25 protein-coding genes and 5 pseudogenes are annotated in these 26,717 nt (G+C 61.6%); 22 read left to right on the plus strand and 8 right to left on the minus strand.

Translation table 11 applies throughout. From position 1 onward, the window contains the following. Positions 1–10: 10 nt before the first annotated feature. From NKJ09_RS24215 to NKJ09_RS24250, 8 genes and pseudogenes are all read left to right on the plus strand, one after another. Positions 11–319 (plus strand): MocE family 2Fe-2S type ferredoxin, encoded by a 309-nt coding sequence (locus NKJ09_RS24215; protein WP_023718630.1) that lies wholly within the window; start codon positions 11–13, stop codon positions 317–319. 1 nt (position 320) lies between these two features. Next, positions 321–1,103 (plus strand): TIM barrel protein, encoded by a 783-nt coding sequence (locus tag NKJ09_RS24220; RefSeq protein WP_352494522.1) that lies wholly within the window; start codon positions 321–323, stop codon positions 1,101–1,103. Positions 1,104–1,112: 9 nt separating this feature from the next. Beyond that, entirely contained in the window at positions 1,113–1,937 is an 825-nt protein-coding gene (locus tag NKJ09_RS24225) for a 3-methyl-2-oxobutanoate hydroxymethyltransferase (protein WP_023718628.1), read from the plus strand. A 127-nt stretch (positions 1,938–2,064) separates the two neighbouring features. Then, positions 2,065–2,574, plus strand: coding sequence for a Gfo/Idh/MocA family oxidoreductase (locus tag NKJ09_RS24230; protein ID WP_352494521.1), 510 nt, complete (start codon positions 2,065–2,067; stop codon positions 2,572–2,574). Beyond that, positions 2,502–3,064 (plus strand): annotated as a pseudogene (locus tag NKJ09_RS24235) (Gfo/Idh/MocA family oxidoreductase). Before NKJ09_RS24230 ends, NKJ09_RS24235 begins: the two are co-directional and overlap by 73 nt. 137 nt (positions 3,065–3,201) lie before the next feature. After that, positions 3,202–4,048: pseudogene (gene folD / locus NKJ09_RS24240) on the plus strand (bifunctional methylenetetrahydrofolate dehydrogenase/methenyltetrahydrofolate cyclohydrolase FolD). 21 nt (positions 4,049–4,069) lie between these two features. Further along, positions 4,070–4,954: a formyltetrahydrofolate deformylase gene (gene purU, locus NKJ09_RS24245; protein ID WP_352494520.1), complete on the plus strand. Its 885-nt coding sequence runs from the start codon at positions 4,070–4,072 to the stop codon at positions 4,952–4,954. An 84-nt stretch (positions 4,955–5,038) separates the two neighbouring features. After that, positions 5,039–5,347, plus strand: coding sequence for a MurR/RpiR family transcriptional regulator (locus NKJ09_RS24250; protein WP_084642600.1), 309 nt, complete (start codon positions 5,039–5,041; stop codon positions 5,345–5,347). Positions 5,348–5,761: 414 nt separating this feature from the next. Here the strand turns inward: NKJ09_RS24250 and NKJ09_RS24255 are convergent, their stop codons facing one another. The 5 genes and pseudogenes from NKJ09_RS24255 to iolD all read right to left on the minus strand — a co-directional run bounded on the left by NKJ09_RS24255 (position 5,762) and on the right by iolD (position 11,786). Beyond that, the gene (locus NKJ09_RS24255; protein ID WP_023718623.1) at positions 5,762–6,895 is read right to left on the minus strand and encodes a Gfo/Idh/MocA family protein; all 1,134 of its coding nucleotides are present in this window, start codon (positions 6,893–6,895) and stop codon (positions 5,762–5,764) included. Between the two features lie 32 nt (positions 6,896–6,927). Then, positions 6,928–7,998, minus strand: a complete 1,071-nt coding sequence (locus NKJ09_RS24260) for a sugar phosphate isomerase/epimerase family protein (RefSeq protein WP_031193888.1) — start codon at positions 7,996–7,998, stop codon at positions 6,928–6,930. A gap of 125 nt (positions 7,999–8,123) precedes the next feature. Next, positions 8,124–8,939: an SDR family oxidoreductase gene (locus NKJ09_RS24265; RefSeq protein WP_352494519.1), complete on the minus strand. Its 816-nt coding sequence runs from the start codon at positions 8,937–8,939 to the stop codon at positions 8,124–8,126. Continuing rightward, positions 8,936–9,839: pseudogene (iolE, locus tag NKJ09_RS24270) on the minus strand (myo-inosose-2 dehydratase). Before iolE ends, NKJ09_RS24265 begins: the two are co-directional and overlap by 4 nt. 126 nt (positions 9,840–9,965) lie before the next feature. Continuing rightward, a complete protein-coding gene (gene iolD / locus NKJ09_RS24275) occupies positions 9,966–11,786 on the minus strand; it encodes a 3D-(3,5/4)-trihydroxycyclohexane-1,2-dione acylhydrolase (decyclizing) (RefSeq protein WP_502901318.1) in 1,821 nt (606 codons plus the stop codon). Positions 11,787–11,918: 132 nt separating this feature from the next. Between iolD and iolG the strand changes: the two genes are divergently transcribed. The 7 genes from iolG to NKJ09_RS24310 all read left to right on the plus strand — a co-directional run bounded on the left by iolG (position 11,919) and on the right by NKJ09_RS24310 (position 19,347). Next, positions 11,919–12,938, plus strand: coding sequence for an inositol 2-dehydrogenase (iolG, locus tag NKJ09_RS24280; protein WP_352494517.1), 1,020 nt, complete (start codon positions 11,919–11,921; stop codon positions 12,936–12,938). Then, entirely contained in the window at positions 12,931–14,367 is a 1,437-nt protein-coding gene (locus NKJ09_RS24285; protein WP_023718617.1) for an NAD-dependent succinate-semialdehyde dehydrogenase, read from the plus strand. Before iolG ends, NKJ09_RS24285 begins: the two co-directional genes overlap by 8 nt. Before the next feature lie 12 nt (positions 14,368–14,379). Beyond that, positions 14,380–15,192 (plus strand): HpcH/HpaI aldolase family protein, encoded by an 813-nt coding sequence (locus NKJ09_RS24290; protein ID WP_023718616.1) that lies wholly within the window; start codon positions 14,380–14,382, stop codon positions 15,190–15,192. Further along, positions 15,192–16,157: a hydroxyacid dehydrogenase gene (locus NKJ09_RS24295; protein ID WP_352494516.1), complete on the plus strand. Its 966-nt coding sequence runs from the start codon at positions 15,192–15,194 to the stop codon at positions 16,155–16,157. The genes NKJ09_RS24290 and NKJ09_RS24295 overlap by 1 nt, the downstream gene beginning before the upstream one ends. A 295-nt stretch (positions 16,158–16,452) precedes the next feature. Beyond that, entirely contained in the window at positions 16,453–17,202 is a 750-nt protein-coding gene (locus tag NKJ09_RS24300) for an ATP-binding cassette domain-containing protein (RefSeq protein WP_023718614.1), read from the plus strand. A 55-nt stretch (positions 17,203–17,257) separates the two neighbouring features. Further along, the gene (locus NKJ09_RS24305; protein ID WP_502901320.1) at positions 17,258–18,280 is read left to right on the plus strand and encodes an ABC transporter permease; all 1,023 of its coding nucleotides are present in this window, start codon (positions 17,258–17,260) and stop codon (positions 18,278–18,280) included. Positions 18,281–18,342: 62 nt separating this feature from the next. After that, the gene (locus NKJ09_RS24310; protein WP_352494514.1) at positions 18,343–19,347 is read left to right on the plus strand and encodes a substrate-binding domain-containing protein; all 1,005 of its coding nucleotides are present in this window, start codon (positions 18,343–18,345) and stop codon (positions 19,345–19,347) included. Positions 19,348–19,710: 363 nt separating this feature from the next. On the opposite strand, the gene NKJ09_RS24320 is transcribed toward NKJ09_RS24310, so the two are convergent. Together NKJ09_RS24320 and NKJ09_RS24325 are read right to left on the minus strand one after the other, a co-directional pair. After that, positions 19,711–20,805: an ROK family transcriptional regulator gene (locus NKJ09_RS24320; RefSeq protein ID WP_352494513.1), complete on the minus strand. Its 1,095-nt coding sequence runs from the start codon at positions 20,803–20,805 to the stop codon at positions 19,711–19,713. Between the two features lie 57 nt (positions 20,806–20,862). Beyond that, positions 20,863–21,513: an SGNH/GDSL hydrolase family protein gene (locus NKJ09_RS24325; RefSeq protein WP_352494512.1), complete on the minus strand. Its 651-nt coding sequence runs from the start codon at positions 21,511–21,513 to the stop codon at positions 20,863–20,865. Positions 21,514–21,835: 322 nt separating this feature from the next. Between NKJ09_RS24325 and NKJ09_RS24330 the strand changes: the two genes are divergently transcribed. The 4 genes from NKJ09_RS24330 (at position 21,836) to NKJ09_RS24345 (ending at position 25,319) form a co-directional block, all read left to right on the plus strand. Continuing rightward, a complete protein-coding gene (locus NKJ09_RS24330) occupies positions 21,836–22,915 on the plus strand; it encodes a substrate-binding domain-containing protein (protein WP_352494511.1) in 1,080 nt (359 codons plus the stop codon). Positions 22,916–22,996: 81 nt separating this feature from the next. After that, entirely contained in the window at positions 22,997–24,508 is a 1,512-nt protein-coding gene (locus NKJ09_RS24335; RefSeq protein ID WP_352494510.1) for a sugar ABC transporter ATP-binding protein, read from the plus strand. Between the two features lie 8 nt (positions 24,509–24,516). Next, on the plus strand, positions 24,517–24,804 hold the full coding sequence (locus NKJ09_RS24340) for a hypothetical protein (RefSeq protein WP_352494509.1): 288 nt from the start codon (positions 24,517–24,519) through the stop codon (positions 24,802–24,804). Next, positions 24,798–25,319, plus strand: a complete 522-nt coding sequence (locus NKJ09_RS24345) for an ABC transporter permease (RefSeq protein WP_352515670.1) — start codon at positions 24,798–24,800, stop codon at positions 25,317–25,319. The genes NKJ09_RS24340 and NKJ09_RS24345 overlap by 7 nt, the downstream gene beginning before the upstream one ends. On the opposite strand, the pseudogene NKJ09_RS24350 reads toward NKJ09_RS24345, so the two are convergent. After that, positions 25,202–25,543 (minus strand): annotated as a pseudogene (locus NKJ09_RS24350) (hypothetical protein); the annotation flags it as partial. The gene NKJ09_RS24345 and the pseudogene NKJ09_RS24350 sit on opposite strands and share 118 nt — an antisense overlap. On the opposite strand from NKJ09_RS24350, the gene NKJ09_RS24355 reads away from it, so the two are divergent. The 3 genes and pseudogenes from NKJ09_RS24355 to NKJ09_RS24365 all read left to right on the plus strand — a co-directional run bounded on the left by NKJ09_RS24355 (position 25,542) and on the right by NKJ09_RS24365 (position 26,692). Then, on the plus strand, positions 25,542–25,697 hold the full coding sequence (locus NKJ09_RS24355) for a YjiS-like domain-containing protein (protein ID WP_352494508.1): 156 nt from the start codon (positions 25,542–25,544) through the stop codon (positions 25,695–25,697). The pseudogene NKJ09_RS24350 and the gene NKJ09_RS24355 overlap by 2 nt on opposite strands. A gap of 19 nt (positions 25,698–25,716) precedes the next feature. Further along, positions 25,717–26,055: pseudogene (locus NKJ09_RS24360) on the plus strand (aldo/keto reductase); the annotation flags it as partial. 82 nt (positions 26,056–26,137) lie between these two features. Then, on the plus strand, positions 26,138–26,692 hold the full coding sequence (locus NKJ09_RS24365; protein WP_352494507.1) for an aldo/keto reductase: 555 nt from the start codon (positions 26,138–26,140) through the stop codon (positions 26,690–26,692). Positions 26,693–26,717: the final 25 nt, after the last annotated feature.

The raw sequence follows: 26,717 nt of genomic DNA on the forward strand, positions 1-26,717 counted from the left end.
GAGAGAATCAATGCCCTGGGTTGACGCTTGTGCCGCTGATGAAATCGAAGCCGAGGAAGCTAAACGCTTCGAGAATGGCGACCGTACCTTCGCAATCTTCCGCAACGACGCGGACGAATTCTATTGTACAGACGGGCTTTGCACGCATGAGAAGATCCACCTTGCCGACGGTCTTGTCATGGGGAATACGGTGGAGTGCCCCAAGCATGCTTCCGTTTTCGACTTCACGACCGGCGAAGTAGAGACGCCACCGGCGTGCGAGAACCTCAAGACTTACAAGACAAAGGTCGAGGACGGCCGCGTGTATATCGAGGTCTGACATGTCCGATACCTTTACGCTTGCGGCATGCGCCGAGATGCTCTGGCGCGACCGGCCGATGGAATGGCGCGTCAAGCGCCTCACCGAAATAGGCTTCCAGGTCGGCCTCTGGAACTGGCCCGATCACGACCTCGCAATGCTGGAGAAATCCGGCGCGATCTTCTCGATCATGAACGGCTATCTGCGCGGCAGGCTTGCCGACGACGAGGGTGCCGCCGAACTGTTGAAGACAGCAAAGGAGACGGCGGCGGTTGGCAAGCGCCTCGGCGTCGCGCGGCTCAATTTGCACGGCACCGGGCTCGGCGATGGCGGCATGCCGGTCACGCCTTGCGAAACGATAACCGGCGCGATGTGGCTGAAGGCGCGCGAGACGCTGAACCGTATCGCGGATCTAGCCGAGGCCGAGGGAGTGACCTTCACGCTGGAGAATCTGAACCTTCCGGTCGACCATCCCGGCGTGCCGTTTGGGCGCGCCGAAGACACACTTGCGCTGGTGTCGAGCGTCAACCGACCGGGCCTGCGCCTCAATCTCGATCTCTACCATGCGCAGATCGGCGAAGGGAATCTGATCGCGCTCTGTCGCGCCTGTCTGCCTTGGATCGGCGAGGTCCAGGTGGCCGACGTTCCCGGACGCATGGAGCCCGGCACCGGCGAGATCAATTACCGGGGCATCGCCCGCGCGCTTAAAGACATGGGCTACCGCGGGCCGGTTGGGATGGAGGCGTTTGCCTCCGGTGATCCCGAGGCGGCGCTACTAGCCTTCCGCGAAGCTTTCACCGTCTGAGGAACAAGAATGGTCACCAAGAACACCCGGCCCACCGTCGCAGACATTCGCGCCATGAAGGCGCGCGGCGAGAAGATCTCGATGCTTTATGTCACCACGGAAGAAGAGGCCGCGGCCGCGAACGCGGCGGGGATCCAGATGCTGTCGATCGAGGGGCGCTTTTTCAGTCCTCAAATGCGTGAGGCGGCTGGGCGCTGCTTCGTCCAGGTCGGTCTGCCGTATGGTGGCTGGGGAACCTTTGAGGGCCGACCTCTCGCAACTGCCGAGGACTATCTGCGAGCAGCTTTCCACTTCGCAGCGATGGGAGGTGACTGCTTCTATTGCGCTGCCTCCTATGACATCCAGAAGACATTATGCGATAATCACGTGCCAATCGTCGCACATGTCGGCCTCATTCCTTCCTACATCACCTGGACAGGCTTTCGGGCGGTGGGCAAGACCGGGCAGGAAGCCCTGAAAGTCTGGCAGCAGGTGAAGCAGCTTGAGGCCATCGGCTGCTTCGGCGCCGAGCTTGAAGTTGTCCCTGACAAAGTCGGTGCATTCATCTCGAAGAACACTTCGATGATCATGCTCGGCATGGGGGCCGGGCCGGGAGCCGATGCGCAATATCTGTTCGCCGAGGACGTGCTTGGCCATACCGATGGCCATAAGCCGCGCCATGCCAAGACCTATCGCAATTTCGCGGCCGAGTATGCGCGGCTCCAACAGGAGCGGATTGCGGCGTTCAAGGAATTCGTCGCCGACGTCGGTTCGGGAGCCTACCCGCAGCCGCAGCACAATGTTGCGATCGCGGAGGCGGAATACCGCCAATTCCTGGAGCAGGCGAAAGCCTAAACCAGATCCAGAGACATCCTTCAAATGGGGAGGGACGGGCTCGTCCCCCATCAGCGGGCAAGCGCGTTCAAAACTTTCTCGCTGATCTAAAGATCAACCAGACACACAGCAAAGCTAGAGGACAACTATGCTCAAAGTCGGCCTTCTCGGTGCCGGACGTATCGCCGGCGTTCACGCGACGGCTATCTCGTCGCATCCCGACAGCACGCTCGTCGCGGTGTCGGACATCAATGCCGCAGCCGCGGAAAAGCTCGCTTCCCAGTATGATGCCGAGGCTCGGACCACTGACGCCATACTCAACGATGTCTCGATCGACGCGGTGCTAATCGCAACTTCGACCGATACTCACTCCGACCTGATCGAGCGGGCGACTGTCGCCGGCAAGGCCGTGCTTTGCGAGAAGCCTGTGGATCTGAGCCTTGCCCGCGCACACGCTTGCCAGAAAGTTGCCGCCGGAACTGGCCGCCCGGTGATGATAGGATTCAACCGCCGCTTCGATCCGAACTTTGCATCTCTGAAGGCGGCCGCTGAAGAGGTGAGATCGGCAAGTCCGAACTCCTGTCGATTACGTCCTTCGACCCGGCGCCGCCTCCGGTTGCCCACATCAAGGTATCTGGTGGCCTGTTCCGGGACATGATGATCCACGATTTCGACATGGCGAATTTCATCATGGGAACTGCTCCCGTAGCGGTCACGTCGGTGGCATCCTCTATCGTCGATCCGGAGATCGGGGCAGCCGGAGACGTCGACTCGGCTGTCGTCACGTTGACCTACGCGGACGGCCGGATCGCGGTCATCAAAACTCCCGCCGCGCTGTCTACGGCTATGATCAGCGCGTGGAACTTCTGGGGTCCGAAGGGCTACTGCAGGCGCAGAACATGCTGGAAAACACGGTGGTGAAGTCCACCACCTCTGGCGTGACGGGGGCCAAGCCGACCTACTTCTTCCCGGAGCGCTACATGCCGGCCTATGCCGCCGAATGGGCCGGTTTTGTCGAGGCAGTCAATGGTGGCAAGGCGGTTCCCGTCACCCTAGACGACGGCATTGCCGCGCTGGCGATGGCAGAGGCAGCAACGGTGTCGGCGAAGACCGGTGCCCCCGTCAGTCTAGCGAGCGTTCTGGGCTGAGCCGGCGGATCACCAAACGTCGGGACTCTTGCCGGATCAGAAAGCATGGGCCCTCCGGCTTCGTCATTCGGAACCGGTGCAGGCAGTATCTAGCGTTTTGGAAAACAGGATTTGCCATGGAAAGTCCACGTCCTGAAATGATCATCGACGGGAAGGCCGCTGCGGCCGTTCTGGCGGGCAAGGTCACCGCTGATGTTGCGACACTCAGAGCGAAGACCGGCCTGGTGCCTGGTCTGGCGGCCGTACTGGTGGGTGACGATCCGGCCAGCGCCGTCTATGTCTCCTCAAAGCATCGCCAGACTATTGCCGCGGGGATGGCTTCCTTCGAGCACCGGCTGCCCGTGCGGACCACCGAAGATGACCTCCTCGGGTTGATTGAGAAGCTGAACGGCGATCCCGCAGTGCACGGCATCCTCGTGCAACTCCCGTTGCCGCCGCAGATCGATGCAAGCGCCGTGCTCAATGCCATTGTGCCGAGCAAGGACGTTGATGGATTTCATATCCAAAATGCCGGCAGCTTGGCGACCGGCCAGGAGGCGCTGGTGCCGTGCACACCACTTGGTTGCCTGATGCTCCTGAAGGAAAGGCTCGGCGACCTGTCCGGACTGCATGCCATCATCATCGGCCGCAGCAACATCGTCGGCAAGCCGATGGCCCAGTTGCTGCTGTCCGAAAACTGCACCGTCACCATCGCGCACTCGCATACCCGCGATCTGGCGCCGGTCAGCCGACATCCTGGTGGCAGCAGTGGGAAGGGCAGAGATGATCCGAGGCGATTGGATCAAGCCAGGTGCGGTCGTGATCGATGTCGGCATCAACCGCGTGACGCGAGACGGTAAGCCGCAGCTCGTGGGCGATGTCGCATTCGCAGAGGCGGCCCACGCCGGCGCCATAACGCCGGTCCCTGGCGGCGTCGGCCCCATGACGATCGCCTGCCTGCTTTCCAATACGCTGACGGCGTTCCGCCGCAGCCTTCAGGCGTAAGTCCGCCCAGGAAGAGAGCCAATGTTGAACTTTGCACTTCGCGTCAAATGCCGCTCGACCAGGGGGATTGTCGCGGCGATCTCGACGTTCCTCGCCGACCAAACCTGCAACATTACTGACAGCGCGCAGTTCGACGACGCCGACACCGGCAACTTCTTCATGCGGATGAGCTTCCGCTCCGAAGGCGGATGGGGGCTGGAAGAACTCCGTTCGGGCTTCAAAGCAATCGCCTCGCAGTTCGGCATGGAGTGGGAATTCTTCGACGAGAGCGTCAAGCGCAGGGTCATCATAATGGTCTCGCGGTTTGGCCATTGCCTCAACGACCTTCTGTATCGCTGGCGTATCGGAGCGCTTCCGATTGACATCGTCGGAGTGATCTCCAATCACATGGACTACCAGAAGGTCGTCGTGAACCACGAAATCCCGTTTCACCTCATCAAGGTAACGAAAGAGAACAAGGCCGAGGCAGAGGCACATCAGATGCGCGTGGTCGAGGACGCGGGCGCCGAGTTGGTCGTCCTGGCGCGGTACATGCAGGTTCTCTCGGACGAGATGTGCCAGAAAATGTCTGGCCGGATCATCAACATCCACCATTCCTTCCTGCCCTCGTTCAAAGGCGCCAATCCGTACAAACAGGCCCACGACCGAGGTGTGAAGCTGATCGGGGCTACGTCGCATTACGTGACGGCTGACCTGGACGAAGGACCCATCATCGAGCAGGACACGATCCGCGTGACGCATGCGCAGTCCAGCGAGGACTATGTCAGCCTCGGCCGCGACGTCGAGGCACAGGTGCTCGCCCGGGCAATCCACGCCCATATCCATCGTCGGGTTTTCCTCAACGGGAACAAGACCGTCGTATTCCCCGCGTCGCCTGGATCGTTTGCTTCAGAGCGATTGGGCTGACGTGGCTCGTGAACGCCTTGCCGTCATGGGCTGGATTTCAGGGCTAGCTGGCTACCGATTCTTCGAAGGTCTGGAGGGTTTCGGATGAAATCGCCTGTACTTGCACACAGACCCAAATGTCTTGATGAGATCAAAACTGCGATCGCGAAGCGCGAGCTTCGATTGACCCCCGCTCTCGAGAAGGTAGCTCGGCAAGCACTTGAAAAGCCGGAGATCATTGCATTTGAAAGCGCGGCCGCGATTGCCCGCCGCTGTGGCGTGGGCACTACTGCGCCGACAAGGCTTGCCCGCTGTTTTGGATTCTCCGCTTTTCGCGAGATGAAGAAGTTCTTTCAGGATAGTATGCGCGTTCGGGGCGGGCGTCCTTTGCCGCCAAGCCACGAACGTGGTTGACCAGCCTGAAAATCTTCGACACGCGTGCAGAGCTAGCGTTGGTCGTCAGATTGCTATGCCGACTAATCAAATCGCATTGAGTAGCGCCGGCGGCATGATCGCGTTCCGTTTACGCCGCAGACCGGCTGGAACTCAATGCTAGAAAAGGTCAGGTGGTGACGACGTCCACCCCACCTACGGTCCGCTCTCTAAGGTCAGTAGCACGAGAGCTGCCATTCCGCGTCCAGCCCCCATGAAGTCATTCCGGAACATGCCTCCGAACGGCCGCCATTGGCGCTAACTTCTCGTTCCGGCAGCGGGCAACTCCCCTTCCATCCTGACCACTTGGGTAGCCAGCTACTTGAGTTTTGACCCAGACTCCCCGGAAGGATTGAGGGCCCGCCGACCTTGCGTCGGCGCACCCCCGATGGCCTGTCAGACGGCGTGAGGTTTCAGCCATGGCTGCCCTTCGGCTTCGGCGCTATCGACGACTGCATCGACGAATGCCACACCCTTCAGCCCGTCATAAGCGGTCGGCACGTTCAACCCTATTGCCGCTGCCTTGCGCCCCTCGCGACGGGCGTGGATGGCTTCGGCAAAGCCGCGATAGAGATTGGCGAAGGCCTCCAGATAGCCCTCGGGATGGCCGGGCGGTGTGCGGGTTCGCACCTTCGCTGCCTCACTCAGATCGTCAGCACCCCGCTTGATGGTCTCGGTGCGACCGAACAGCGGTGAGAAAATCAGCTCGTTCGGTTGCTCCTGGAACCAGGTTAACCCGCCCTTTTCGCCGAAGACACGCAGCCGGATCCCGTTCGAGCAGCCGAGTGCGACCTGTGACGACCAAAGCAGCCCTCGCGCGCCCCCTTCGTAGCGCAGCAGCACATGGGCGTTGTCGTCAAGCACGCGTCCCTCGACGAAGGAAGCGAGGTCTGCTGTCAGGGACTCCAGCTTCAGCCCGGTCACGAAGCCAGCCAGATGATAGGCGTGCGTGCCGATGTCGCCGATCGAGCCGCCACGCCCCGATCGCTTCGGGTCGGTGCGCCAGGCGGCCTGGACATTGCCGGCGGTCTCGATGGCCGTCGCCATCCATTCCAGGGGATACTCCACCTGCACGATGCGGATCGCGCCAAGCTTGCCTGCTGCCACGATCTCGCGCGCCTCATGCACCATCGGATACCCCGAATAGGTATAGGTCACGCCCATGAAGCGTCCGGTCTCGCGCACCAGCTGCTCGAGCGCGATCGCGTCTTCGAGTGTGTTAGTCAGCGGCTTTTCGCAGATCACCTCGTAGCCGGCCTCGAGAAAAGCCTTGGCGATCGGAAAATGGGTGTGGTTTGGCGTGCAGATCGCCACCACGTCGATGCGATCCTCGCGATCGTTTTCCGCGGCGATCATGGCCTTGAAGTCGTCATAGGATCGGGCGGGATCGATACCTTGCGTTGCCGCGAAGCGGTGGCCGCGCGCTGCATCCGCGTCGAACGCGCCGGCTACAAGCTGGAAGGCGCCATCGAACCGGGCGGAGATGCGATGGATGTTGCCGATATAGGCGCCTTCGCCGCCGCCGACCATGCCGAGCCGAAGCGGTCGCTGAAAATCAGCAGTCACGAGCGTGCCCCCCTGTCGATACCTAAAATGGCATCGTTGATCGTGCGGTCCGCACTGGCCTTGACGAAGTCGTCGAAGGCGCGTTCGGAAACGCGGATGATGTGATCGGCGATGAAGCGGGCTCCCTCAGCCGCGCCGTCCTCTGAATTCTTGAGGCAGCATTCCCACTCGAGCACCGCCCAGCCGTCGAAGTCGTAGCCGGAGAGTTTCGAGAAAATCGCCTTGAAGTCGATCTGTCCGTCGCCTGGGGAGCGGAAGCGGCCGGCGCGCCGGATCCAGGGCTGGAAGCCGCCATAGGCGCCGGTCTTACCGTCCGGCCGGAACTCGGCATCCTTGACGTGGAACATTTTGATGCGCTCGTGATAGTGGTCGATGTAGGCGAGATAATCGATCGCCTGCAGCACGAGATGGCTGGGGTCGTACATGATGTTGCAGCGCGGATGGTTGCCGACGCGCTCCAGGAACATCTCGAAGGTCAGCCCGTCATGCAGGTCTTCGGCAGGATGGATTTCGTAGCACAGGTCCACGCCACTCTCGTCGAAGGCATCAAGGATTGGCCGCCAGCGCCGAGCCTGCTCATCGAAACCGTCGTCGATCAGCCCATCCGTCCATTGCGGATAGGGATAGAGGAACGGCCACAGCAGCGAACCTGAGAAGGTGACATGGCGGTCTATGCCGAAACGCCTCGACGCCTTGGCGGCGAGATGAAGCTGCTCGACTGCCCACGCCTGCCGTGCGGCCGGATTGCCCCGCACCTCGGGTGCGGCGAAGGAATCCGCCGGATGATCGTAGGCGGGATGCAGGGCCACAAGCTGACCTTGCAGATGCGACGCCAGTTCGGTGACAACCAGGCCGTGTTCGGCGAGCTTGCCGGCATAGTCATCGCAATAGGTCTGGCTTTCAGCCGCTTGCTTCAAATCGATGACGCGCTTGTCCCAGGTCGGTATCTGCACGCCCTTGAAGCCCTTGGCCGAGGCCCAGCCGGCCAATCCCTCGATGCTGTTGAACGGTGCTTCGTCGCCCGCGAATTGAGCCAGAAACACAGCTGGCCCCTTAATGGTCCGCATCTTGCTCTCCTTCTGGCGGCAGGGCCGCCGGTTCATCCGTTATCGGAGCCGCCCAGAAGAGTGATGTGGGTCCTCACAGGGCAGCTGCTTTCTTTTCCGTCTCCGCTTCGACGGTTCCAATGGCTTCAGAGCGCCATCGCCTTCTCAGGCACGGCCATGGGACCGGGTGCGGCGCCAAGCACGGTCTGGTCGTAATCCACCACCGCACCCGTCATGAGACCCGCATCGTCCGAAACGAGAAAGTTGACCGCTCGTGCCGCCTCGCGGGGGTCGATCAGGCGTCCGAAGGGCAGGTGTGCAACGGCTTTCGCTTCCCAGTCGGGATCGCCCTTCTCGCTCGCCTGCAATTCCCGCTCGTGGTCGGACGCCATCCAGCCGATATCCAGCTGGTTGACGCGGATGCGGTTCTTCATGACGGAAAATGCCGTGTTGCGGGTCAGTGTCGCCAGTGCCGCCTTGGTGGCGCAGTAGACGTTGATGAAGGGCTGGCCGGCCTGCTGCGAAATCGAGCCGATGTTGCAGATCGCACCCTCGATGCCATGGCCGATCATGTGCCGGATGGCTTCCTGCATGAGGAAATAAGGTCCGCGTACATTCACGGCGAACAGGGCGTCGAACAATTCTGGCGATGTGTCGAGGATCGTGCCTCGGTCCGTCCGCGCGCCTGCATTGACCAGCACGTCGATTCTTCCGAAAACGCGCTCCGCTTCCGCGATCACGCGGCGGCAATCCTCGACATTGCCAAGATCGGCGTTGACATAGTGCACGGGCACGCCCGTGGCGTGCGAAATGTCTGCGGCCACCGCGCGGCCCTTGGTTTCGTTACGACCAAGTGTGACGAGGCCAGCGGCTCCGGCTCGGGCGAGCTGGCGAGCGATAGCCGCGCCCAGTCCTTGCGTCGATCCGGTGACGACGCAGATCTTACCATCCATCCGGTTCATGCCTTGTCCTCCACTGTGTAGCCAGCCGCGGCCATGACGCGCAGCAATTCCTTGTGACCTATCTTCGCCATTTCGAGCGGCGGGCTTTTGACGGGATCCTGCTCGGCTTCAACGACGAACCAGCCTTCGTAGCCGTGGCTCGCCAAGCGCTTGATCATCGCCTCGAAGTCGAGCGAGCCGTCGCCGGGCACGGTGAAGGCTCCCTTGACCACCGCGTCGAGAAAACTTTCCCGGGTGCGGTCGAGCCCGTCCACGACTGCCTGGCGGATATCCTTGGTGTGTACATGCGAAATGCGGGCGTGGTGCTTGTCGACCACCCGCAGCACGTCGCCGCCGGCAAAGGCCATGTGGCCGGCGTCGTAAAGCAGGGCCAGACCCTCGCCGGAATGTTTCATCAGGAAGTCGAGCTCTTCCTCGGTCTCGATCGGCGCGGCCATGTGGTGGTGGTAGGAAATCGGCATGCCCTCGTCCGAACACCATTCGGCGAAGGCAGTCATCTTGCGACCATAGATTCTGATCTCGTCTTCCGAGAGCCGCCGCTTGGTGGAAAGCGGCGCGGAGATCACCCTGTATGGTGCCTGCAGTCTCGCCGTAGACGATGCAGGGGGCATCGACGGCCTTGAAGAGCTGCATCTGCTGGGCGATGCGGTCTTTCTCCGCTTCGATATCGCCGTCAAGCAGCAGACCGGAGAACCAGCCGCCGCAGACGCTCATGCCGTGCTGCCTCAGAATGGGCTCGAGAACCGCCGCGTCCATCGGGAAGCGGCGGCCGGTCTCCATGCCGGTGAAGCCGGCCTCACGGGCCTGCCGCAGACACTCCTCCAGCGAAACGTCGTCGCTCAATTCGGCGAGGTCATCGTTCCACCAGGCGATCGGCGCGATGCCGAGCTTGGCTCTCATCTTGATCTCCATCATCATTCCAGCTGCCGCCGCCCACTTTTGGCGCCGCGAAAAAACTGCCGGAACAATGCTCAGGGAGTGTGGCATCGTTCCGGCAGAGGACGCCCCAGGGGGCGTCCGAAAAACCTAGACTCCGATGCGCTGCCGTTTGCGGCCTTCGGCTTGAACCGAATGGGCCTCGCGCACCTCGGCCCGCTCGCTGACCTGCGGCACGCCGACATCCCACCAGGCGTCGCCGGGTGTCCAGGTGTAGCCATCGGAGACGATGGTGATCACGGTGGTGCGATCCGTCCCTTTGGCCCACTCCACAGCCTGGCCGAGATCGGCAAGGCTCTCTACCCGCCGCGTGAGGGCGCCCATGGCCTCGGCGTGCTTGGCGAAGTCGACCGAAAACGGCTCCTTGACCCGGCAATCCTTGATCAAGTTGTTGAACGACGCGCCGCCCTTGGCATTCTGCAGCCGGTTGATCACCGCATAACCGCCATTGTCACAGACGATCAGGATCATCTTGTGGCCGGCGAGGACCGATGAGTAGACGTCGGAATTCATCATCATGTAGGTGCCGTCGCCGATCATCACGATTGGCGTGCGGCTCGGATCCGCCATCGCCGCACCCCATCCGGCTGAGATCTCATAGCCCATGCAGGAAAATCCGAACTCGCAGTCGAAGGTGTTCGGCTCTTTCACGCGCCAGTTCTTCATGACTTCCCCGGGAAGCCCGCCTGCCGCGGTGATCAGCAGATCCCGCTCGCCGGCCTTCGCGTTGACCACGCCGACGACCTGCGCGTAAGTCGGAACCGGGTCATTCGTGGGTTTTTGGAATCCGTCGAGCGCGGTGTTCCACTTGGCAAACTCGACCTTGCCTTTTTCGGTCCAGCCGCTTTCGGCTTTCCAGTCACCGAGCGCGGCCTCGACCTCGTTGATGGTTTCCAGCGCATCGCCGACCACGGCGAGAGCCCGGTGCTTCGTGGCATCCCACCGCGCGGCGTTGATCGAGACGAATTTGGCGTCGGGGCTGAACGCACTCCACGATCCCGTCGTGAAGTCCATGAGCCGCGTGCCGACGGCCAGGATCACATCGGCCTCACCCGCAAGCGCGTTCGCCGATGTCGAGCCGACGATGCCAATGGGCCCGACATGGGCAGGATGGTCGTGCGTCACCGTGCCCTTACCGGCGATGGTTTCGGCAAGCGGAATACCGCGCGCCTCGGCGAATTTCGCAACAGCAGCCTCCGCACCGGAGTAACGCACGCCGCCGCCTGAAATGATCAGCGGACGCTTTGCCGCCTTGAGAAGACGCACCGCCTCTTCGAGACGCGCGCGATCCGGCCGGGGGCGCGGAATCGCATGGACCGTGGGTTCGAAGAAGGACTCGGGATAATCCCAGACGACCTCCTGCACGTCTTGGGGAAGGGCGATGAAAGCCGGCCCGCAGTCGGCCGGATCAAGCAGAACCGCGACCGCCTGGGGCAGCGAGGAGATGATCTGTTCGGGATGGACAATACGGTCCCAGTAGCGAGTCACCGCCTTGAACGCGTCGTTGACGTTTACTGTAGGATCGCCGAAGTGCTCGACCTGCTGCATCACCGGATCCGGCCGGCGGCTGACAAAGGTGTCGCCGGCAAGCATCAGTACCGGAAGCCGATTTGAATGGGCGACGCCTGCGGCGGTCACCATGTTCAGAGCGCCCGGGCCGATAGAGGTAGCGGCGATCATGATCTGGCGCCGGCGCTTCGCTTTCGCGAACCCGATCGCAGCCAGTGCCATCGACTGCTCGTTCTGGCCGCGCCATGTTGGCAGGACGTCCTGCGCGGCCTCCAAGGCCTCGGACAGGCAGGTGACATTGCCGTGACCGAAAATGGCGAACACGCCCGCAAACAGCGGAGCCTTGCTGCCGTCGATAACGGTGAATTGATTGCTTAAATAGCGCACGAGCGCCTGCGTCATGGTCAGACGAATGGTCTTCGTCATCGCTTCCTCCCTGGCGAATTTCCGTTGTGCAGACTATTACGAAATAGCCATTGACAAATCAACCTCTTTGCAACGATCATTGCAAAAATATTGTTGCGGAGGAATGCAATGCTGAGAATTGGCGTGCTCGGTTGCGGGCGCATCGGGCGCATGCATGCGGCCAATATCGCTGCACACCCACGAACGAAACTGGCGGCGGTGTATGACGTCAATCGCGCCGCCGCCGACGAAGTGTCAGCCATGCTCGGCCTTCCCGCGTTGGACTCGGCCGACGCCATGTTTGACACGGACGATGTGGACGCCGTGTTGATCGCGACGGCCACCGATACCCATGTCGACTACATTGAGCGGGCAGTGGCGGCCGGAAAGCCAGTGTTGTGCGAGAAGCCCATCGACCTTGACCTGATGCGTGTCGATCGCTGTGCCGCGAACATCCGTGGAAGCAAGCTGCCCATCATGATTGGCTTCGTCCGCCGCTTCGATCCCGGGCATGCTGCGGTGCGGGCGGCTCTCCAGAGTGGCGAGCTCGGCGAGCTCCACCAGGTGATCATCACGTCGCGGGATCCTGGCATGGCGCCAGCTGCCTACATACGCGTGTCCGGCGGCATATTTCGCGACATGACAATCCACGATTTTGACATGGCTCGCTTCATGCTCGGTGAAGAGCCCGTTGAGGTCTTTGCGACCGGCAGCCGGCTGGTCGACCCGGACCTGATGGCCGAGACGAATGACTGGGATACGGTGACCGTGGTTTTGCGCACCGCCAGCGGCAAGCAGTGCATCATCAACAACTCACGACGCGCGGTCTATGGATACGATCAGCGCGTCGAGGCTTTCGGATCGGCCGGCATGGCGATTTCCGAGAACCGACGCGCGCATGAGGCCCGTATCTATGCCGATGGGCTGAGCGATCGGGCGCAGCCATACCTTCACTTCTTTATCGAGCGATACAGGGAAGCGTTCAACGCTGAAATCGACGACTTCGTCGACGCCATCGAAAATGGACGCCAGCCGTCGGTCGTATTCGAGGACGGACGCCTTGCGCTGGTCCTCGCCGAAGCAGCGATCAAATCTGTCGCAGAGCGTCGGGTGGTCAGCACCAGCGAGATCGGTGACGGCAATGTATGACAAATACGGACTTTTCATCGACGGTGAATGGCGCGCCGCTTCCGACCGAAGCACGGCGACCGTAGCCAGTCCCGTCACCGAACGCTCACTGGGCGACACTCCAACCGCGACGCTGGACGATACACAATCTGCCTTGGCGGCCGCCGAACGTGGCCTTTCTGCCTGGCGAGCAAAGAGCGCGTTCGAGCGCGCCGACGCGCTTCACGCTATCGCCGACGAAATGGGCCGGCGCAAGGACGAAGCCGCCCGCATGATTACGCTGGAGACGGGCAAGCCCATTGCCCAATCCGAACGCGAGTGGGTTCTGGCGACGGATCAGTTCCGGTGGTACGCCGAGGAGGCTCGGCGTGTTTATGGCCGTATCATCGAGAGCCGTGTCCCCGGAGGTCGCTTCGAAGTGCTGCATGAGCCGATCGGCGTCGTGGCGGCCTTTACGGCATGGAATTTTCCGGCCGCGCTCGTCGCCCGCAAGGTCGCCCCGGCGCTTGCCGCCGGTTGTTCGGCCATCCTTCGGCCTTCGAGCCAGACGCCAGGGGTCGCGATGGTGATGATCGACTGCCTGCGTGCGGGCAGGCTCCCCCCAGGCACGGTCGGTCTTCTCGTCGGGTCCACGGCCACAACCTACGTGCCGCTGATGGCGTCGGCGCTTGTGCGCAAGGTTTCGCTGACCGGGTCTACACGGGTCGGGCAGCAAATGCTGCGCGACGCAGCCGATACGGTGAAGAAGGTGTCGATGGAGCTTGGCGGTAACGCGCCTCTCATCGTCTTCGACGACGCGGATATCGAAAGCGCGCTCAACGTGTCCGTGCCCACGAAGTTCGCCAATGCCGGGCAGGTTTGCGTCACGCCAGACCGCTTTTTCATCCACGAAAAGGTCCATGATGCTTTCGTCGACGGGTTCGTCACGCGGGCGAAGGCCCTGAAGCTGGGTGATGGTCTCGATCCGACGGTGCAGATGGGCCCCTTGATCAATGCCAGGAGGACCGACGAAATCGAACAAATCGTTACCGACGCGGAAAAGGCCGGTGCCAGGATTGCCGCAGGCGGCCGCCGCTCGCCGGCGTTCAACGCCGGTCATTTCTTTGAGCCGACGGTCCTTACCGATGTTGCTGACGACATGACCGTGTTTGCCGAGGAGAATTTTGGTCCGATCGCGGCCATCACCCGTTTCTCGTCCGAAGAGGAGGTCCTGGGTCGGGCAAACGCCTCGAAGATGGGGCTTTCTGCCTATGCCTTCACCCGGGATGCGGGGCGCGCCCGCAGAGTTGTCGCGACGCTCAAGGCCGGAATGGTCGGCATCAACAGCTTTGCGCTAGCGGCTTCCGAGGCGCCGTTCGGCGGGACCAACCATTCCGGCATGGGCCGGGAAGGCGGCGCGGAAGGTATCCGGGACTATCTCGATACCAAGCTGGCTCATATCGTATTCTAAGGAGCGTTTTTCATGATCAAGAACAGGCTCAAGCAGCTTTGGGCCGATGGGAAGCCCACCATCAATGGCTGGCTTTCGATCGGCAACAGTTTCACCGCCGAGATCATGGCGGCGCAAGGTTACGACTGCATCGGCGTCGACCTCCAACATGGAGCGCTCGATTACAGCGGCCTGCTGCTAATGCTCCAGGCGATGCGTGCCTCCGCTACGGTGCCGCTCGTCAGGGTGCCTTGGCTGGAGCCAGGCATCATCATGAAAGTGCTCGACGCAGGTGCTTACGGCGTTATCTGTCCGATGGTGAATACCGCCGAACAGGCGGCCGAGTTTGTCAGCTACGTGCGCTATCCGCCACTCGGCAGCCGAAGCTTTGGTCCGACACGTGTGAATTTCGCGGCCGGTGCCAATTACGCTTCTGAATCCAATGGCGAGATACTTGCCTTTGCCATGGTTGAGACGGCCGAGGCGATGGACAATCTCGACGCGATCGCTTCGACCCCTGGACTGGACGGGATCTACGTTGGTCCGGCCGACCTGACCCTCGGCATGACCCAGGGCCGCTTGCCGCCTGCCTTCGACCGCGAAGAACCGGAGATGATCGAGGCCATCCAGCATATCGTGGCGGCCTGCAAAAAAGCCGGCATAGCCGCGGGATTGCACTGTGGAACTCCGGCTTACGCGGCGCGTGCGATCGGGTGGGGCTACAACATGACCACCGTCTCCAACGACGTGCGCATGCTGGCCGGTGCGGCGGAAGCGAACGTCAAAAAGTTCAGGGAACTCACGGGCGGATCAAGCGTCAGCGCCGGTTCCAAGGGAGGGTACTGATGCCGCATGTTCTAGTTGCCGGGAAACTCCATCCGGCTGGAATTTCCTTGCTCGAACAGGCCGCCGGCATCACCTACGATTACGTGGAGGAAGTCTCCGAGCCAAGTTATGCCCCGCTGATCGACAAGGCCGACGGGCTGGTGATCCGCACACAGCCTCTCTCGGCGGCGACCGTTGAGATGGGGCACAGGCTCCGGATCGTGTCCCGCCACGGTGTCGGCTACGACTCTGTCGATTTGCCGTCCCTCAACAAGCGTGGGATCACGCTCGCCGTCGTCGGAGACGTCAATTCCATATCTGTCGCCGAGCACGCGATGATGATGCTCCTTGCCTGCGCCAAGCATGCTGTGCGCGGCGACCGGTCAGTTCGCGAGGGTGTGTGGAATTGGCGCAACCGGCTGGAAGCTTCGGAACTGGCCGGCAAGCGCCTGCTGATTCTTGGCTACGGCCGCATCGGCCGGCATCTCGCGAAGATGGCGGCTGCCTTTTCCATGGAAGTCGCCGCCTACGATCCGTATCTCGAAAAAATCGGATGGCCGGAAGGCCCTGCTAAAGCCGTCTCCGATCTGGCGTCGGCCCTTAAATGGGCGGATGCGATTTCCGTCCATGCTCCCAAGGGCGATGCTCCTGTGATCGGCGAGCGCGAGTTCGCCCTTCTGAAGCCGGGAGCCTGGCTCGTGAACACCGCGCGCGGCGGCGTCGTAGACGAAAAGGCACTTCTTGCAGCCCTTGCGTCTGGCAAGGTGGCGGCCGCTGGCCTCGACGTGTTCGACGAGGAACCCCCCGCCGCCGACAATCCGCTTCTGTCCTGCGATCAGGTGATCCTGTCGCCGCATATTGCCGGCCTCACCGCCGAATGCGGTGAACGGATGGCCGTGTCAGCTGTGCGCAATGTGCTCGATTTCTTCGAGAGCAGGATCGACCCGATGCTCGTGGTCAACGGCAAAGAGCTGAACGGCCATTGATAGCATCGCAGCCGCTAAGCAACCACCGGAAGCCGCTACCCAAGGTCTGTCAGTCCGGTGCAACAGGAAACCGTTGCAACAAAGCAGATGCCGCAATTGGGCAATCGCTTGAAAGCGATTCCGCATGAAGTCGCGCAAAAACATATCATTAAAAACAGTTAGTTAATTGACATCAAAATAGTTGTTGCAAATTATAAAACTCTGCAATAAGCATTGTTGCACAAGAACTTCATATGCAATTTCCGTTGCAAAATGAGGCGAGGCGAGACTCCAAGAGCCGCCGGTCCACGGGAGGATGAACCACGTGTCTTTGCTTGAAGTGCAGGGCGTCGGCAAAAGCTTCGGAGCAATCCGCGCGCTGTCCGACGTCAGCTTTTCGATCGAACCCGGTGAAGTGGCCGGCCTGATGGGGGACAACGGCGCCGGCAAGTCGACAATGGTCAAACTGATTTCGGGAAATTTTCCCCCGACCGAAGGGCAGATCAGAGTCGGCGGCAAGGCCTGCCACTTCCATAAGCCGCTCGATGCTCGCGCCGAGGGGATCGAGGTCGTGTATCAGGATCTCGCGCTGGCGGACAATCTAACCGCCGCGCAGAACGTGTTTCTAGGCCGAGAACTCAAAAAGGGCATCTGGCCTTTCCGAATACTCGATAAGCAGGCGATGATCGATCGCTCCGCGGAGCTGTTCAGCGAACTGAAGTCAGAAACGCGGCCACGCGATCTCGTAAAAAAAATGTCGGGCGGTCAGCGCCAGGCAATTGCGATTTCACGGACCCGTTTGTCCAACGCCAGACTCGTCATTATGGACGAACCGACCGCTGCGATTTCCGTGCGCCAAGTTGCTGAGGTCCTGGAATTGATCCGGCGCATGAAAGCGCGCGGTGTCGCGGTGATCCTGATTAGCCACCGCATGCCAGACGTTTTTGCCGTGTGCGATCGCATCGTCGTTCTACGGCGCGGAACGAAGGTTGCCGACAAACCCACCCTTCAGACATCTCCGGAAGAAATCACCGGACTAATCACGGGAGCGATCCGTGCAGCCTAGTCAACCCGAAGCGATCCAGGAAAGCCACGCCTCGATTGCCGACGTCGTCGGCATCATGGAACAAACTGCGCTTCAGAAGTTGAGAAGTAGCCAGGCCTTCTGGGTCTCGGTCGCGCTCTTCGTCCTTGTCGCGTTTATGGCAGTGTTGGAACCGAGCTTCGGCACAGCCGAAAACGCAACCAACATCACCCGGAATTTCGCGCTGATCGCCATCATGGGCCTGGGCATGACCGTGGTGTTGATTACGGGCGGGATCGATCTTTCCGTTGGGTCAGTCATGGGCCTCGTGGCCATCGTGGCCGGTCTTCTACTGACCTGGCATTATCCTTGGTACGTGGCGTTCGCCTCCGGCCTTCTCGCTGGAGTTGCCTGCGGCGCGTTCAACGGCTTTTTCGTCGCCTATATCGGCATGCCGTCCTTCGTGGTCACACTCGGCATGTTGTCGATCGCTCGTTCCCTTGCCGTGGTGCTGTCAGGCAACCAGATGCTCTACCAATTCGGACCTGACGCGCCGATCGTGAAAGCGATCGGCCAAGCGAAGTGGCCGGTGCACTCGCTGGAGGGATGGGCTCCTTACTGGATACCGCAGTTCTCGTCCCATTTCTGGGTGATGGTGATCATGGCGCTAGCCCTCGGCTGGGTATTCATCTTCACCGCGTGGGCCCGCCATCTGTTCGCGATCGGCGGTAACGAGAATGCGGCACGCATGACGGGCGTGCCCGTCGATCGGATCAAGTTCCAGGCGTATGTTTTCTCGTCCTTCTGCGCCTCGATCGCATCCCTGCTGCTGCTTGGCTATAGCGGTTCGGCGATCAACGCCGTCGGCACCGGGTATGAATTGCGCGTCATCGCCGGCACAGTTATCGGCGGCGCAAACCTGATGGGGGGCTACGGCACAGCCTTCGGCGCGGTCATCGGGTCGGCCTTCCTCGAGGTCATCCGCAACGCCCTATTGATGGCAGGCATCGATTCCAACTGGCAGGGTGCCTTTGTCGGCATCTTCATAATTCTCGCTGTGCTTCTGGGTCTGGGTACTTCCGGCAAATCGCTGAAGTCCTTCACCATCAAGCGTGGCTAGAGCTCTGCCGGCTTATGCCGGTGGAATATCCTGAGGTGAACACAACAAACGGAGGAACATCGATGAAGAAATATCTTTTGGCGGCGGCGGTTGCCGCGTCCGCCCTGACGGCGGGGCAGGCCTACGCCCAGCAGAAACTCGTATTCGCGCTGGTGCCGAAGAACATGAACAACCCATATTTCGACCAGGCTCGTGATGGCTGCAAGAAGGCAGAGGCCGAGTCCAACGGCGCATTCGAGTGCATGTACATCGGACCCGGCGAGCACGGTGGCGGTGAGGAACAGGTTCAGATCGTGCAGGATCTGGTTGCCAAGAAGGTCGATGGCATCGCCGTTGCACCGGCGAACGCGGCAGCCATGGCCGTCGCTCTGCAAGCCGCGAAGGAAGCTGGTATTCCTGTTCTGACCTGGGACGCGGACGTGCTGCCCGAGAACAAGGACCTGCGCGCCGCCTATGTCGGAACGCACAACTACGAGATTGGCGTGAACCTCGCCAAGATCGTGCAGACGATCAAGCCGAAAGGCGGCACCATCTGCATCCAGTCGGGTGGCGCAGCTGCAGCAAACCATAACGAGCGCATGCAGGGCATCCGCGACACGCTCTCCGGGACCAAGTCAGCCGCTTCGCCCGGCGATCCCTTGACCGGTCAGAACGGCTGGACCGAGGCGCCAGGCTGCCCGCTCTATACAAACGACGACTTTCCGCTTTCGGTACAGCAGTTCCAGGACTACATGGCGAAGATGCCGAACCTTGACGCATTCGTGCCGACCGGCGGCTTCCCGCAATTTGTCCCGGACGCGAACCGTGCTGCGGTCGATCCCTACAAGGACAAGATCGCCAAGAAGGAACTGGCCCTTGTCGTTGCCGATACCTTGCCCACGCAGATTGACCAGATGAAGGAAGGATACTCCCTCGGCCAGGTCGGTCAGCGTCCGTTCGAAATGGGCTACAAGACGATGTTTGCGCTCAAGGACATGAAGGACGGCAAGCCTGCTCCGACCGATCCGACCTATACCGGCCTCGACGTCTGCACGCCGGAGACGGTCGCCACCTGCATCGCGAAGTAATAAAAAAGGGGGCGGGAGACATCCCGCCTTCTATTTCATGGCCGACCTACGGCCGATCCGCAAACGGCCGTCGCTGTCATGCCGGCCCTTCCAGCGCGACCCGCCGTCGTCACGACGAAAACAGATGCCGGAAGGGCCGCCATCGCTTGACGGAACTCCAACGACGTCTCCGGTGCAGCCGCGGCGCTCATGGGCCAACCAAAGGCCGGTTTGGTCTCATCGAACGCCCGCTCGCTCCATGCCGGGGTATTCGAGCGGGAATTCCGAACGGCCCTTGAGGACAACCTAAGTGGTAATGTGAGGCTGTTTTAGCAGAAGCGAGGCGAACGCCTGGGTCGGCTAGACAGAGCGGTTCGGGCACAATCACTGGATCATGAAGCGCGAGCTGAACGGCAGGCTCGCCGCTCCCACGGCCTTCGGGCTGATGGTGACCCGCGCCGGCAACGCTTCGATGGTGACGAATTCGCGGTTGATGTCGGCGCACAACGCCTTGGCGATTTTCCGCGGCGCATAGCTGGACAGGACGACCGTCCTGAACTCAACAAACTGGGTCAGCGCCGAAATCGACGCTTTCAGGCGATTGGAGCATTCCCCCAGCCATTCGCTGTAGGCCTCTCCGAGATCAGGCCACTCCGGGTTGCTGCTCCAGATGATTTGGGACGGGCGCCCGCGCTCGGTCAGTTCGCTCTCCAGGCGCACAAGGCCATGATCGAAGCTTGCGCTGGAGTTTCCCTTGTAGATCTGGTGATTGAGGATAAGCCTGCTTTGTAGTCTCGCGCCGAGATAGAAGAACAAATAGTCGTTCAGCGGCTTTGCGACGCCGAACATGCTCTCGCCGCCGGCTGCCGCGGTGATGTCGTTCTGCACGAAAACCGGCAGCTTGCTCTGCTCTTCGATCTCGCCTTGCAGAGCCTTCAAGGAGGTGCTCGATCCGTTGCGGATTGCAGCCATGGCGTCGACTTCGTCGGGAACAGCCAGCCCGATGCCGGCGACCCGGCCGCGCGCCTCGATCGGCAGGCTCGTCATGGCCTGCCCGATCGCTCCCAGCAAATCACTGCTTTGCGGAAAGGGATTGGCTTCATCCGCCGGCAGCTGCTTGTGGAAGCGCACGGTGCCGATGAAGTCGATGAGCGCGATGTCGATCCTGCGCCGGCTGAAGCCGACGCCGACCGCATAGGCGCCCTCCGGATTGAGCGAAAGCGGGATGGTGGGCGGCCCGACGCGGCGGCGCTGCGCCTCGCCCTGCGAGACCAGGCCTTCCTGCACGAGCGAGCGGACGATGACCGAGGCCGTCTGCGCCGACAGGCCGGTCTTCTCGCCGATTTCCATCCGCGAAATGCCTTCGTTCTGAAGCAGCAACGATAGCACCAGCCGCTCATTGTAGCTGCGGACGCTCAACGCATTCAGCCCGCTCGCACGATCCGCGATGCGCAAGGGATTGGGTGGTGCGAATCTCATGTCAGGCAAGGGTCTCCCCGTCGGTAAGAGCGCGTTGCCTGGCAGCGGTTTGGTTGCTCATGTCGAGCGGCTCCAGCCGATGGCGTCGACCGCGCGGGCCGGCTCCGTGCCCAGCAATCTGTGGGCTTCGGCATCGATGTGAAACCCGTCCGCTTCGCTGCAGGATACCACCGAGCCGGCATCGAAAAAGTGCAGTTCGAGCGAGTCCGCCAGAACCTCGAACTCGAGCGCCAGCAGGCGCGATTTCTCCGGCGCGCCGGCGAAGATGGACTTCCATTCCTTGACGTCGTCCTGCATCGGCGGCGGCGCCACGATCATGATTTCGGGCGTGGTGCCGCCCGGACCTGGCGCCAGCTCCTTGATGTCGTAAACGAGGCAGCCGATTCCCATCGCCACTTCCGACGGCGGCTTGTTGAAGCGGATCTTCAGGTCGTTAGTGCCGAGCATGATGATGACGAGGTCGAGCGTCGCATGGCTCTGCAGGCAAGGGCGAAGATAGGTTCGGCCGTTCTTGTGTGCTCCCTCGATCGGATCGTCATGGACGGTGGTGCGACCGCTCAATCCTTCCTCGATGACATACCAATCGGCCCCCAGCTGTGCACGCAGTATCCCCGGCCAACGCTCATCGGGACCATAGCGCTCGAGCGGCCCCCTGCCGGGGATCTGGCCGTGCGTGTTGGAGTCGCCGTAGCACAATACTGATCGCATGTTTTTCCCGCCGGGACTGACAGCGCGCCGAAGCCGGCGAGCGCCATTCATGATGGATAGAGGAGCGGTGAAAGGCAAGCAAGGGAATAGTAATTCAACATGACTAACTATTGACAGGCCGAATCCGCTGTGCTTCTAAAGTGCCCGGAGGAGTCCTCAACCGTCATCATCGTCCAGCCCAGGTTGGACCTCGACACGCATGTGTTCGGGGGCGGGAGAATTGCGTGCATCGGTCGGTTTGCGACGACGAGCGTGCATTGGGGGAGCGTCTCGCGGCCGTACGCATTCGTACGGCCGGGGCAACCACAAGGAGGAGAATTCAATGTTAGGATTGCTGAAAACCGTCAGTCTGGGAGTGCTCGTTGTATCAGCGCTTGCCGTAACATCCCTGGCGCATGCGGAAGATGTCAAGCTGATGGACGGCGTCGCGCCGCGCCCCGACGACACGCGCATGACCGCGGCCGGTGCGTTCAAGAAGGACCCGCCCTGGGTCATCGGAATGAGCGACTTCGGCGTCAACGCAAACACCTGGACCGTGCAGGTGGCGCACGAGGCGGAAAATGCCGCAGCAAAGGACAAGCGCATCTCGAAGTTCATCCTGCTCGATGCCGGCTTCGACCAGAAGAAGCAGGTGGCCGATATCGAGGATCTGATCGCGCAACATGTCGACGCGATCATCGTTCAGCCGGTGACCAGCACATCGGCCAACGCCAGCATCGCCAAGGCGGTCGCCGCCGGCATCCCCGTCATTCTTCATACCGGCCGCATCGATTCCGATGCCTACACCACCGAAATCCAGGGCGGCGCCGAACATTTCGGCAAGGTGATGGGCGACTGGCTGGTGAAGACCGTCGGCGACAACGGCAAGATCTGGGTCCTGCGTGGCCTGGCCGGCCATCCGGAAGACACTAACCGCTACAACGGCCTCTTGGAATCGCTCAAGGGCACGCATGTGCAGATCACCGCCGAGGAGCATGGCGACTGGCAGTACGACAAGGCCAAGAAGCTGTGCGAGACACTCTATCTGAACAATCCGCAGGTCGACGGCATCTGGTCGTCCGGCGCCGACATGACACGCGCCTGCGTCGACGTCTTCAAGCAGTTCGGCACGCCCATTCCACCGATTTCGGGCGAGGGCAACAATGGCTATTTCGGCCAGTGGATCACGGACGGATTCAAGTCGATCTCTCCCGAATACAGCCCCGCCCAGGGCGCCGCCGGCGTGCGCGCCGCTGTTGCGCTGCTTGAGGGTCAGCAGCTCTACAAGCGCTATGTCTACAACCCCGACGGCTGGGACAAGGACAAGGCTGCCAAATACTATCGCGATGATTTGACGGTCAATGTCTGGTGGCCGAGCGAACTGCCGGAGGACAAGCTCAAGGAATATTACGGCAAGAAGTGACGGCGCCGTGGCTGGCGGGGAGTGGACAAGCATTCCCCGCAGGCCGTTCCATCTGTCGAATCCGGTTCGTTCGAGGGTTTCGTGACCAATCTTATCGAGATGTCCCACATTTCGAAGGCGTTCGGAGGGAGCAAGGCGCTCCACTCCGTTTCCCTCGATCTGAAGGCGGGCAGCGTCCACGCCCTGATGGGGGAGAACGGCGCCGGGAAATCGACGCTCATGAAGATCCTGGCGGGCGTGCATCAGCCCGATTCCGGCGAAATCTTCATGAACGGGGAAAAGCTCGATCTGAAGTCGCCGCGCGACGCGCTGGATGCCGGCATTTCGACCGTTTTCCAGGAGCACTCGCTGCTGCCCAATCTGTCGATCGCAGAGAACATGTTTCTCGGCCGGGAGCCGACGACCCGGTTCGGCTCGATCGACTATCCCGAGATGAGCAGCCAGACCGCCAAGGCGCTTGGCGAACTCGGCCTCACCCTCGACCCATCACAACTCGTCTCCAACCTGACGATCGCCGAGCGGCAATTCGTCGAGATCGCGCATTGCATCCAGGCGGACGCCAGCGTGCTCATCCTGGACGAGCCGACGGCGGCGCTGAACGCGGCCGACGTCGATGTGCTCAACCGCAACATCCGCCGGCTGCGCGATAAGGGAAAGGCTGTTGTCTACATCTCGCATCGCATGGAGGAGATCTTCGAGCTGTGCGACACGGTCACGGTGCTGAAGGACGGCGCGCTGGTCGGCACCAGGGTGGTATCCGAGATCACCACCGACGAACTCATCGCCATGATGGTCGGACGCGAACTCCAGGACCTTTTTCCCGATCGCACGGGCGACAAGGGCGACGAGATCCTGCGCGTCGAAAACCTCAGGATCACCGAGACATCGCAGCCGCTGTCGCTGACTTTGCACAAGGGTGAGATCGTCGCTTTGGCAGGGCTGGAGGGGCAGGGCCAGCAGCGCTTCCTGAGATCGCTGATCGGCCGCTACCATCCCTTTGCGGGGACGATTTCCATCAACGGCAAAGCGCTCAAGATGCCGCTCTCGACATCATCAGGCGTTCGCCATTTGCAGCAGCTGAAGGTCGGTTTCGTTCCCGAAGACCGCAAGGAAGAGGGGCTCTTTCTCGCCCTGCCGATCGCCCACAACATTGCCATCGGATTGCATTCGAGGCGATCCGAACTTGCGTCGGCGCGATCCTATCGAAGCGTTATCGCCCGCTTGATGGAGGTCATGAACATAAAGGCGGTAGGTCCATCCGCTCCGGTCGCCTCCCTATCGGGCGGCAACCAGCAAAAGGTTCTGCTCGGCCGCTACCTCGCCGCGGATCTCGATCTTCTGCTGGTGGAGGAGCCGACCCGCGGCGTCGACATCGGCGCCAAGTCGGAGATCTACCACCTGCTGCGCGACTTCACCCGCAAGGGCGGCGCGGTGCTGGTGCTGTCGCGCGAGACGATCGAGTTGATTGGGCTCTGCGACCGCATCTACGTCGTCCACCACGACACCATCGTTGCCGAAATGCCGGCGGCGCAGGCGACGGAACACAAGATCCTCGACGCGGCCCTGATGGGCGGCTCCACGCGCCAGCATTAGGGGCTTCCATGTATCATTCGCTGTTCAACATCCTGAGTGGCCGGAACACACGACAGGGCCTGTGGGGCCTGCCGCTGCTGGTCGCCTTGCTCATTTCGCTGTGGCTGACCGTCGAGACGACACAGTTCGCCACGGCCGAAAACCTTTTCAACCTGGTTGCCCAGGCGATGCCGCTGATCATCGCGGCGCTCGGACAGCTCATCGTCGTGCTGATCGGCGGCTCGACCTGTCGGTCGGCTCGGTCATCAGCTTCACGACGGCGGTGCTGGCGCTGGACCAGCCGGCGATCGTGCTGATCCCGGCGGTCTTTCTGCTGGCCGCGTTCATCGGGTTGATCAACGGCCTGGCGATCACCCGCTTCAACGTCCATCCGATCATCGCGACGCTGTCGACGCAGTATATCGTGCTTGGCATCACGCGCATCTTACGTCCCGTCTCCGGCGGCACCGTGCCTGAAATCGTCATCGCTGCCGTTTCCGGCAGTTTCCTCGGCATTCCCTATCCGGTTTTCTGGGGGATCGTCGTGATCCTGGTGGGCTGGAAACTGCTCTACGGATCGCGGTACGGGCTGCATCTGTTCGCGATCGGCGGCGGCATCGCGTCCGGCGCCGAGAGTGCGGCCCGCAACTTCGGCGTCTCCGACCGTCGCAACAGCGGTTCGCCAATCTGCTTTTCGAGCGCGGTGACGCGTCGTCCAAGGGTGGCTGCGCTGAGGCGCGTGGTTCCCGTCGCTGCGCTCAAGCCACCCAGCCGCGCAACGTCGAGAAACAACCTCAGATCGTCCCAGCCAATATCCATTTTGCAGAAATGAAAAACTCCTTGCGACCGTGGCTGTAGCGCGAAGCGGGCATCGCGCGCAAGTATGCAGGAATTGGAGGCGTTGGATAATCTTGCCTGACGGGACAGGGATAAGCGCCTCGGCTGGCCAAGAAGCGAGCGCCATCTTTTCGATCGAGCATGCGATTCGCGCAGATGCTTTGCGCTTTCGATCAACCCAGGCGCGCGGGCATTCTGCGCGCCAAAGGAGACGACCATGTTGTATGAACTTCGATACCGTTTCACCCGCTGGATTGCCTATCGCCAGACGCTTGCGAGCTTGAGGCAGGCCCCGGACAGCACACTGGTGGATGCTGGCATTTCCCGCGATGAGATCCGCGAGCGTGCCCGCCATGCCAGCCTACGCCGTTGAGGAAACGGGCATGGAGATGATGGAGCTTTGGGATGGCCGATCGGTGCCGCGCATCGGGATCGGCACCTGGGCAGCGGGGGGTGCCGCGCGCTGGCGCGACACGGCGACAATCTATGGCGAGGTCGACGATATCAGGTCGCAAGCCGCGCTGGCGATGGCCTATGACATCGGCGCGCGGGTGTTCGACACGGCTGCCGCCTATGGCGCCGGCAATGCCGAACTAATCCTCGGGCGGGCGTTGAAGGGTAAGGACGAAGCCGTCATCGTCACCAAGGTCGGCTATTTCGGCGATCCCGAAACGCGCAAGATCGCTCCCGAGGATGCCTCTGCCGCGGCGATCCGGACATCGATCGACAATTCGCGGCAGCGCCTGCAGCGCGATTTTATCGACGTCGTGCTGCTACACATCAACGAAATATCCGATCGAACGCGCCGGCGAGGTGTTCGATACGCTCGGCCTGTTGCGCCAGGAGGGCAAGATAGGCGGCTTCGGCTGGAGCACCGATCACTGCGAACGGCTTGCGGCCTACGCGCCGCGCGAGGGTTTCGTCGCCGTAGAGAACGACTTCAATGTGTTTACCCCGGCGAACGAGCTGATGGCCGTTGCGGCGCGCGAGCACCTCGTCTCGTTCAGCCGGCTGCCGCTGGCAATGGGACTGCTCACCGGCAAATACACGCCGGCCATGAGGCTGCCCACCGATGACGTGCGCGGCGGGAATGCCGATTGGATGGTGTTTTTCAGGGATGGCGCCGCCAACCCGCAGTATCTGTCAAGGCTCTCGGCAATCCGCGACCTGCTCACCTCGGGCGGACGCACGCTTGCGCAGGGTGCGCTCGGCTGGATCCTCGCCAAGTCGGCAATCGCCTTGCCGGTTCCCGGCTTCACGCGGCCCGAGCAGGTCGCGGACAATCTCGGTGCGCTGGAAAGAGGGCCGCTGCCGGCAGCGGTGATGGCCGAGATCGACGCCGTGCTGAAAATTGCCGAGACCGCTTAGTGTTGCGAATCCGAAATTCGCATTG

The sequence above is a fragment of the Mesorhizobium sp. M0189 genome (genome assembly GCF_040322135.1).
Lineage (GTDB): Bacteria > Pseudomonadota > Alphaproteobacteria > Rhizobiales > Rhizobiaceae > Mesorhizobium.

Bases quoted from the DNA above. Each gene is read 5' to 3' on its own strand.
- NKJ09_RS24215 (WP_023718630.1), top strand. From the start codon at position 11: ATGCCCTGGGTTGACGCTTGTGCCGCTGATGAAATCGAAGCCGAGGAA.
- NKJ09_RS24220 (WP_352494522.1), top strand. From the start codon at position 321: ATGTCCGATACCTTTACGCTTGCGGCATGCGCCGAGATGCTCTGGCGC.
- NKJ09_RS24225 (WP_023718628.1), top strand. From the start codon at position 1,113: ATGGTCACCAAGAACACCCGGCCCACCGTCGCAGACATTCGCGCCATG.
- NKJ09_RS24230 (WP_352494521.1), top strand. From the start codon at position 2,065: ATGCTCAAAGTCGGCCTTCTCGGTGCCGGACGTATCGCCGGCGTTCAC.
- purU (WP_352494520.1), top strand. From the start codon at position 4,070: ATGTTGAACTTTGCACTTCGCGTCAAATGCCGCTCGACCAGGGGGATT.
- NKJ09_RS24250 (WP_084642600.1), top strand. From the start codon at position 5,039: ATGAAATCGCCTGTACTTGCACACAGACCCAAATGTCTTGATGAGATC.
- NKJ09_RS24255 (WP_023718623.1), bottom strand. From the start codon at position 6,895: ATGGTCGGCGGCGGCGAAGGCGCCTATATCGGCAACATCCATCGCATC.
- NKJ09_RS24260 (WP_031193888.1), bottom strand. From the start codon at position 7,998: ATGCGGACCATTAAGGGGCCAGCTGTGTTTCTGGCTCAATTCGCGGGC.
- NKJ09_RS24265 (WP_352494519.1), bottom strand. From the start codon at position 8,939: ATGAACCGGATGGATGGTAAGATCTGCGTCGTCACCGGATCGACGCAA.
- iolD (WP_502901318.1), bottom strand. From the start codon at position 11,786: ATGACGCAGGCGCTCGTGCGCTATTTAAGCAATCAATTCACCGTTATC.
- iolG (WP_352494517.1), top strand. From the start codon at position 11,919: ATGCTGAGAATTGGCGTGCTCGGTTGCGGGCGCATCGGGCGCATGCAT.
- NKJ09_RS24285 (WP_023718617.1), top strand. From the start codon at position 12,931: ATGTATGACAAATACGGACTTTTCATCGACGGTGAATGGCGCGCCGCT.
- NKJ09_RS24290 (WP_023718616.1), top strand. From the start codon at position 14,380: ATGATCAAGAACAGGCTCAAGCAGCTTTGGGCCGATGGGAAGCCCACC.
- NKJ09_RS24295 (WP_352494516.1), top strand. From the start codon at position 15,192: ATGCCGCATGTTCTAGTTGCCGGGAAACTCCATCCGGCTGGAATTTCC.
- NKJ09_RS24300 (WP_023718614.1), top strand. From the start codon at position 16,453: ATGAACCACGTGTCTTTGCTTGAAGTGCAGGGCGTCGGCAAAAGCTTC.
- NKJ09_RS24305 (WP_502901320.1), top strand. From the start codon at position 17,258: ATGGAACAAACTGCGCTTCAGAAGTTGAGAAGTAGCCAGGCCTTCTGG.
- NKJ09_RS24310 (WP_352494514.1), top strand. From the start codon at position 18,343: ATGAAGAAATATCTTTTGGCGGCGGCGGTTGCCGCGTCCGCCCTGACG.
- NKJ09_RS24320 (WP_352494513.1), bottom strand. From the start codon at position 20,805: ATGAGATTCGCACCACCCAATCCCTTGCGCATCGCGGATCGTGCGAGC.
- NKJ09_RS24325 (WP_352494512.1), bottom strand. From the start codon at position 21,513: ATGCGATCAGTATTGTGCTACGGCGACTCCAACACGCACGGCCAGATC.
- NKJ09_RS24330 (WP_352494511.1), top strand. From the start codon at position 21,836: ATGTTAGGATTGCTGAAAACCGTCAGTCTGGGAGTGCTCGTTGTATCA.
- NKJ09_RS24340 (WP_352494509.1), top strand. From the start codon at position 24,517: ATGTATCATTCGCTGTTCAACATCCTGAGTGGCCGGAACACACGACAG.
- NKJ09_RS24355 (WP_352494508.1), top strand. From the start codon at position 25,542: ATGTTGTATGAACTTCGATACCGTTTCACCCGCTGGATTGCCTATCGC.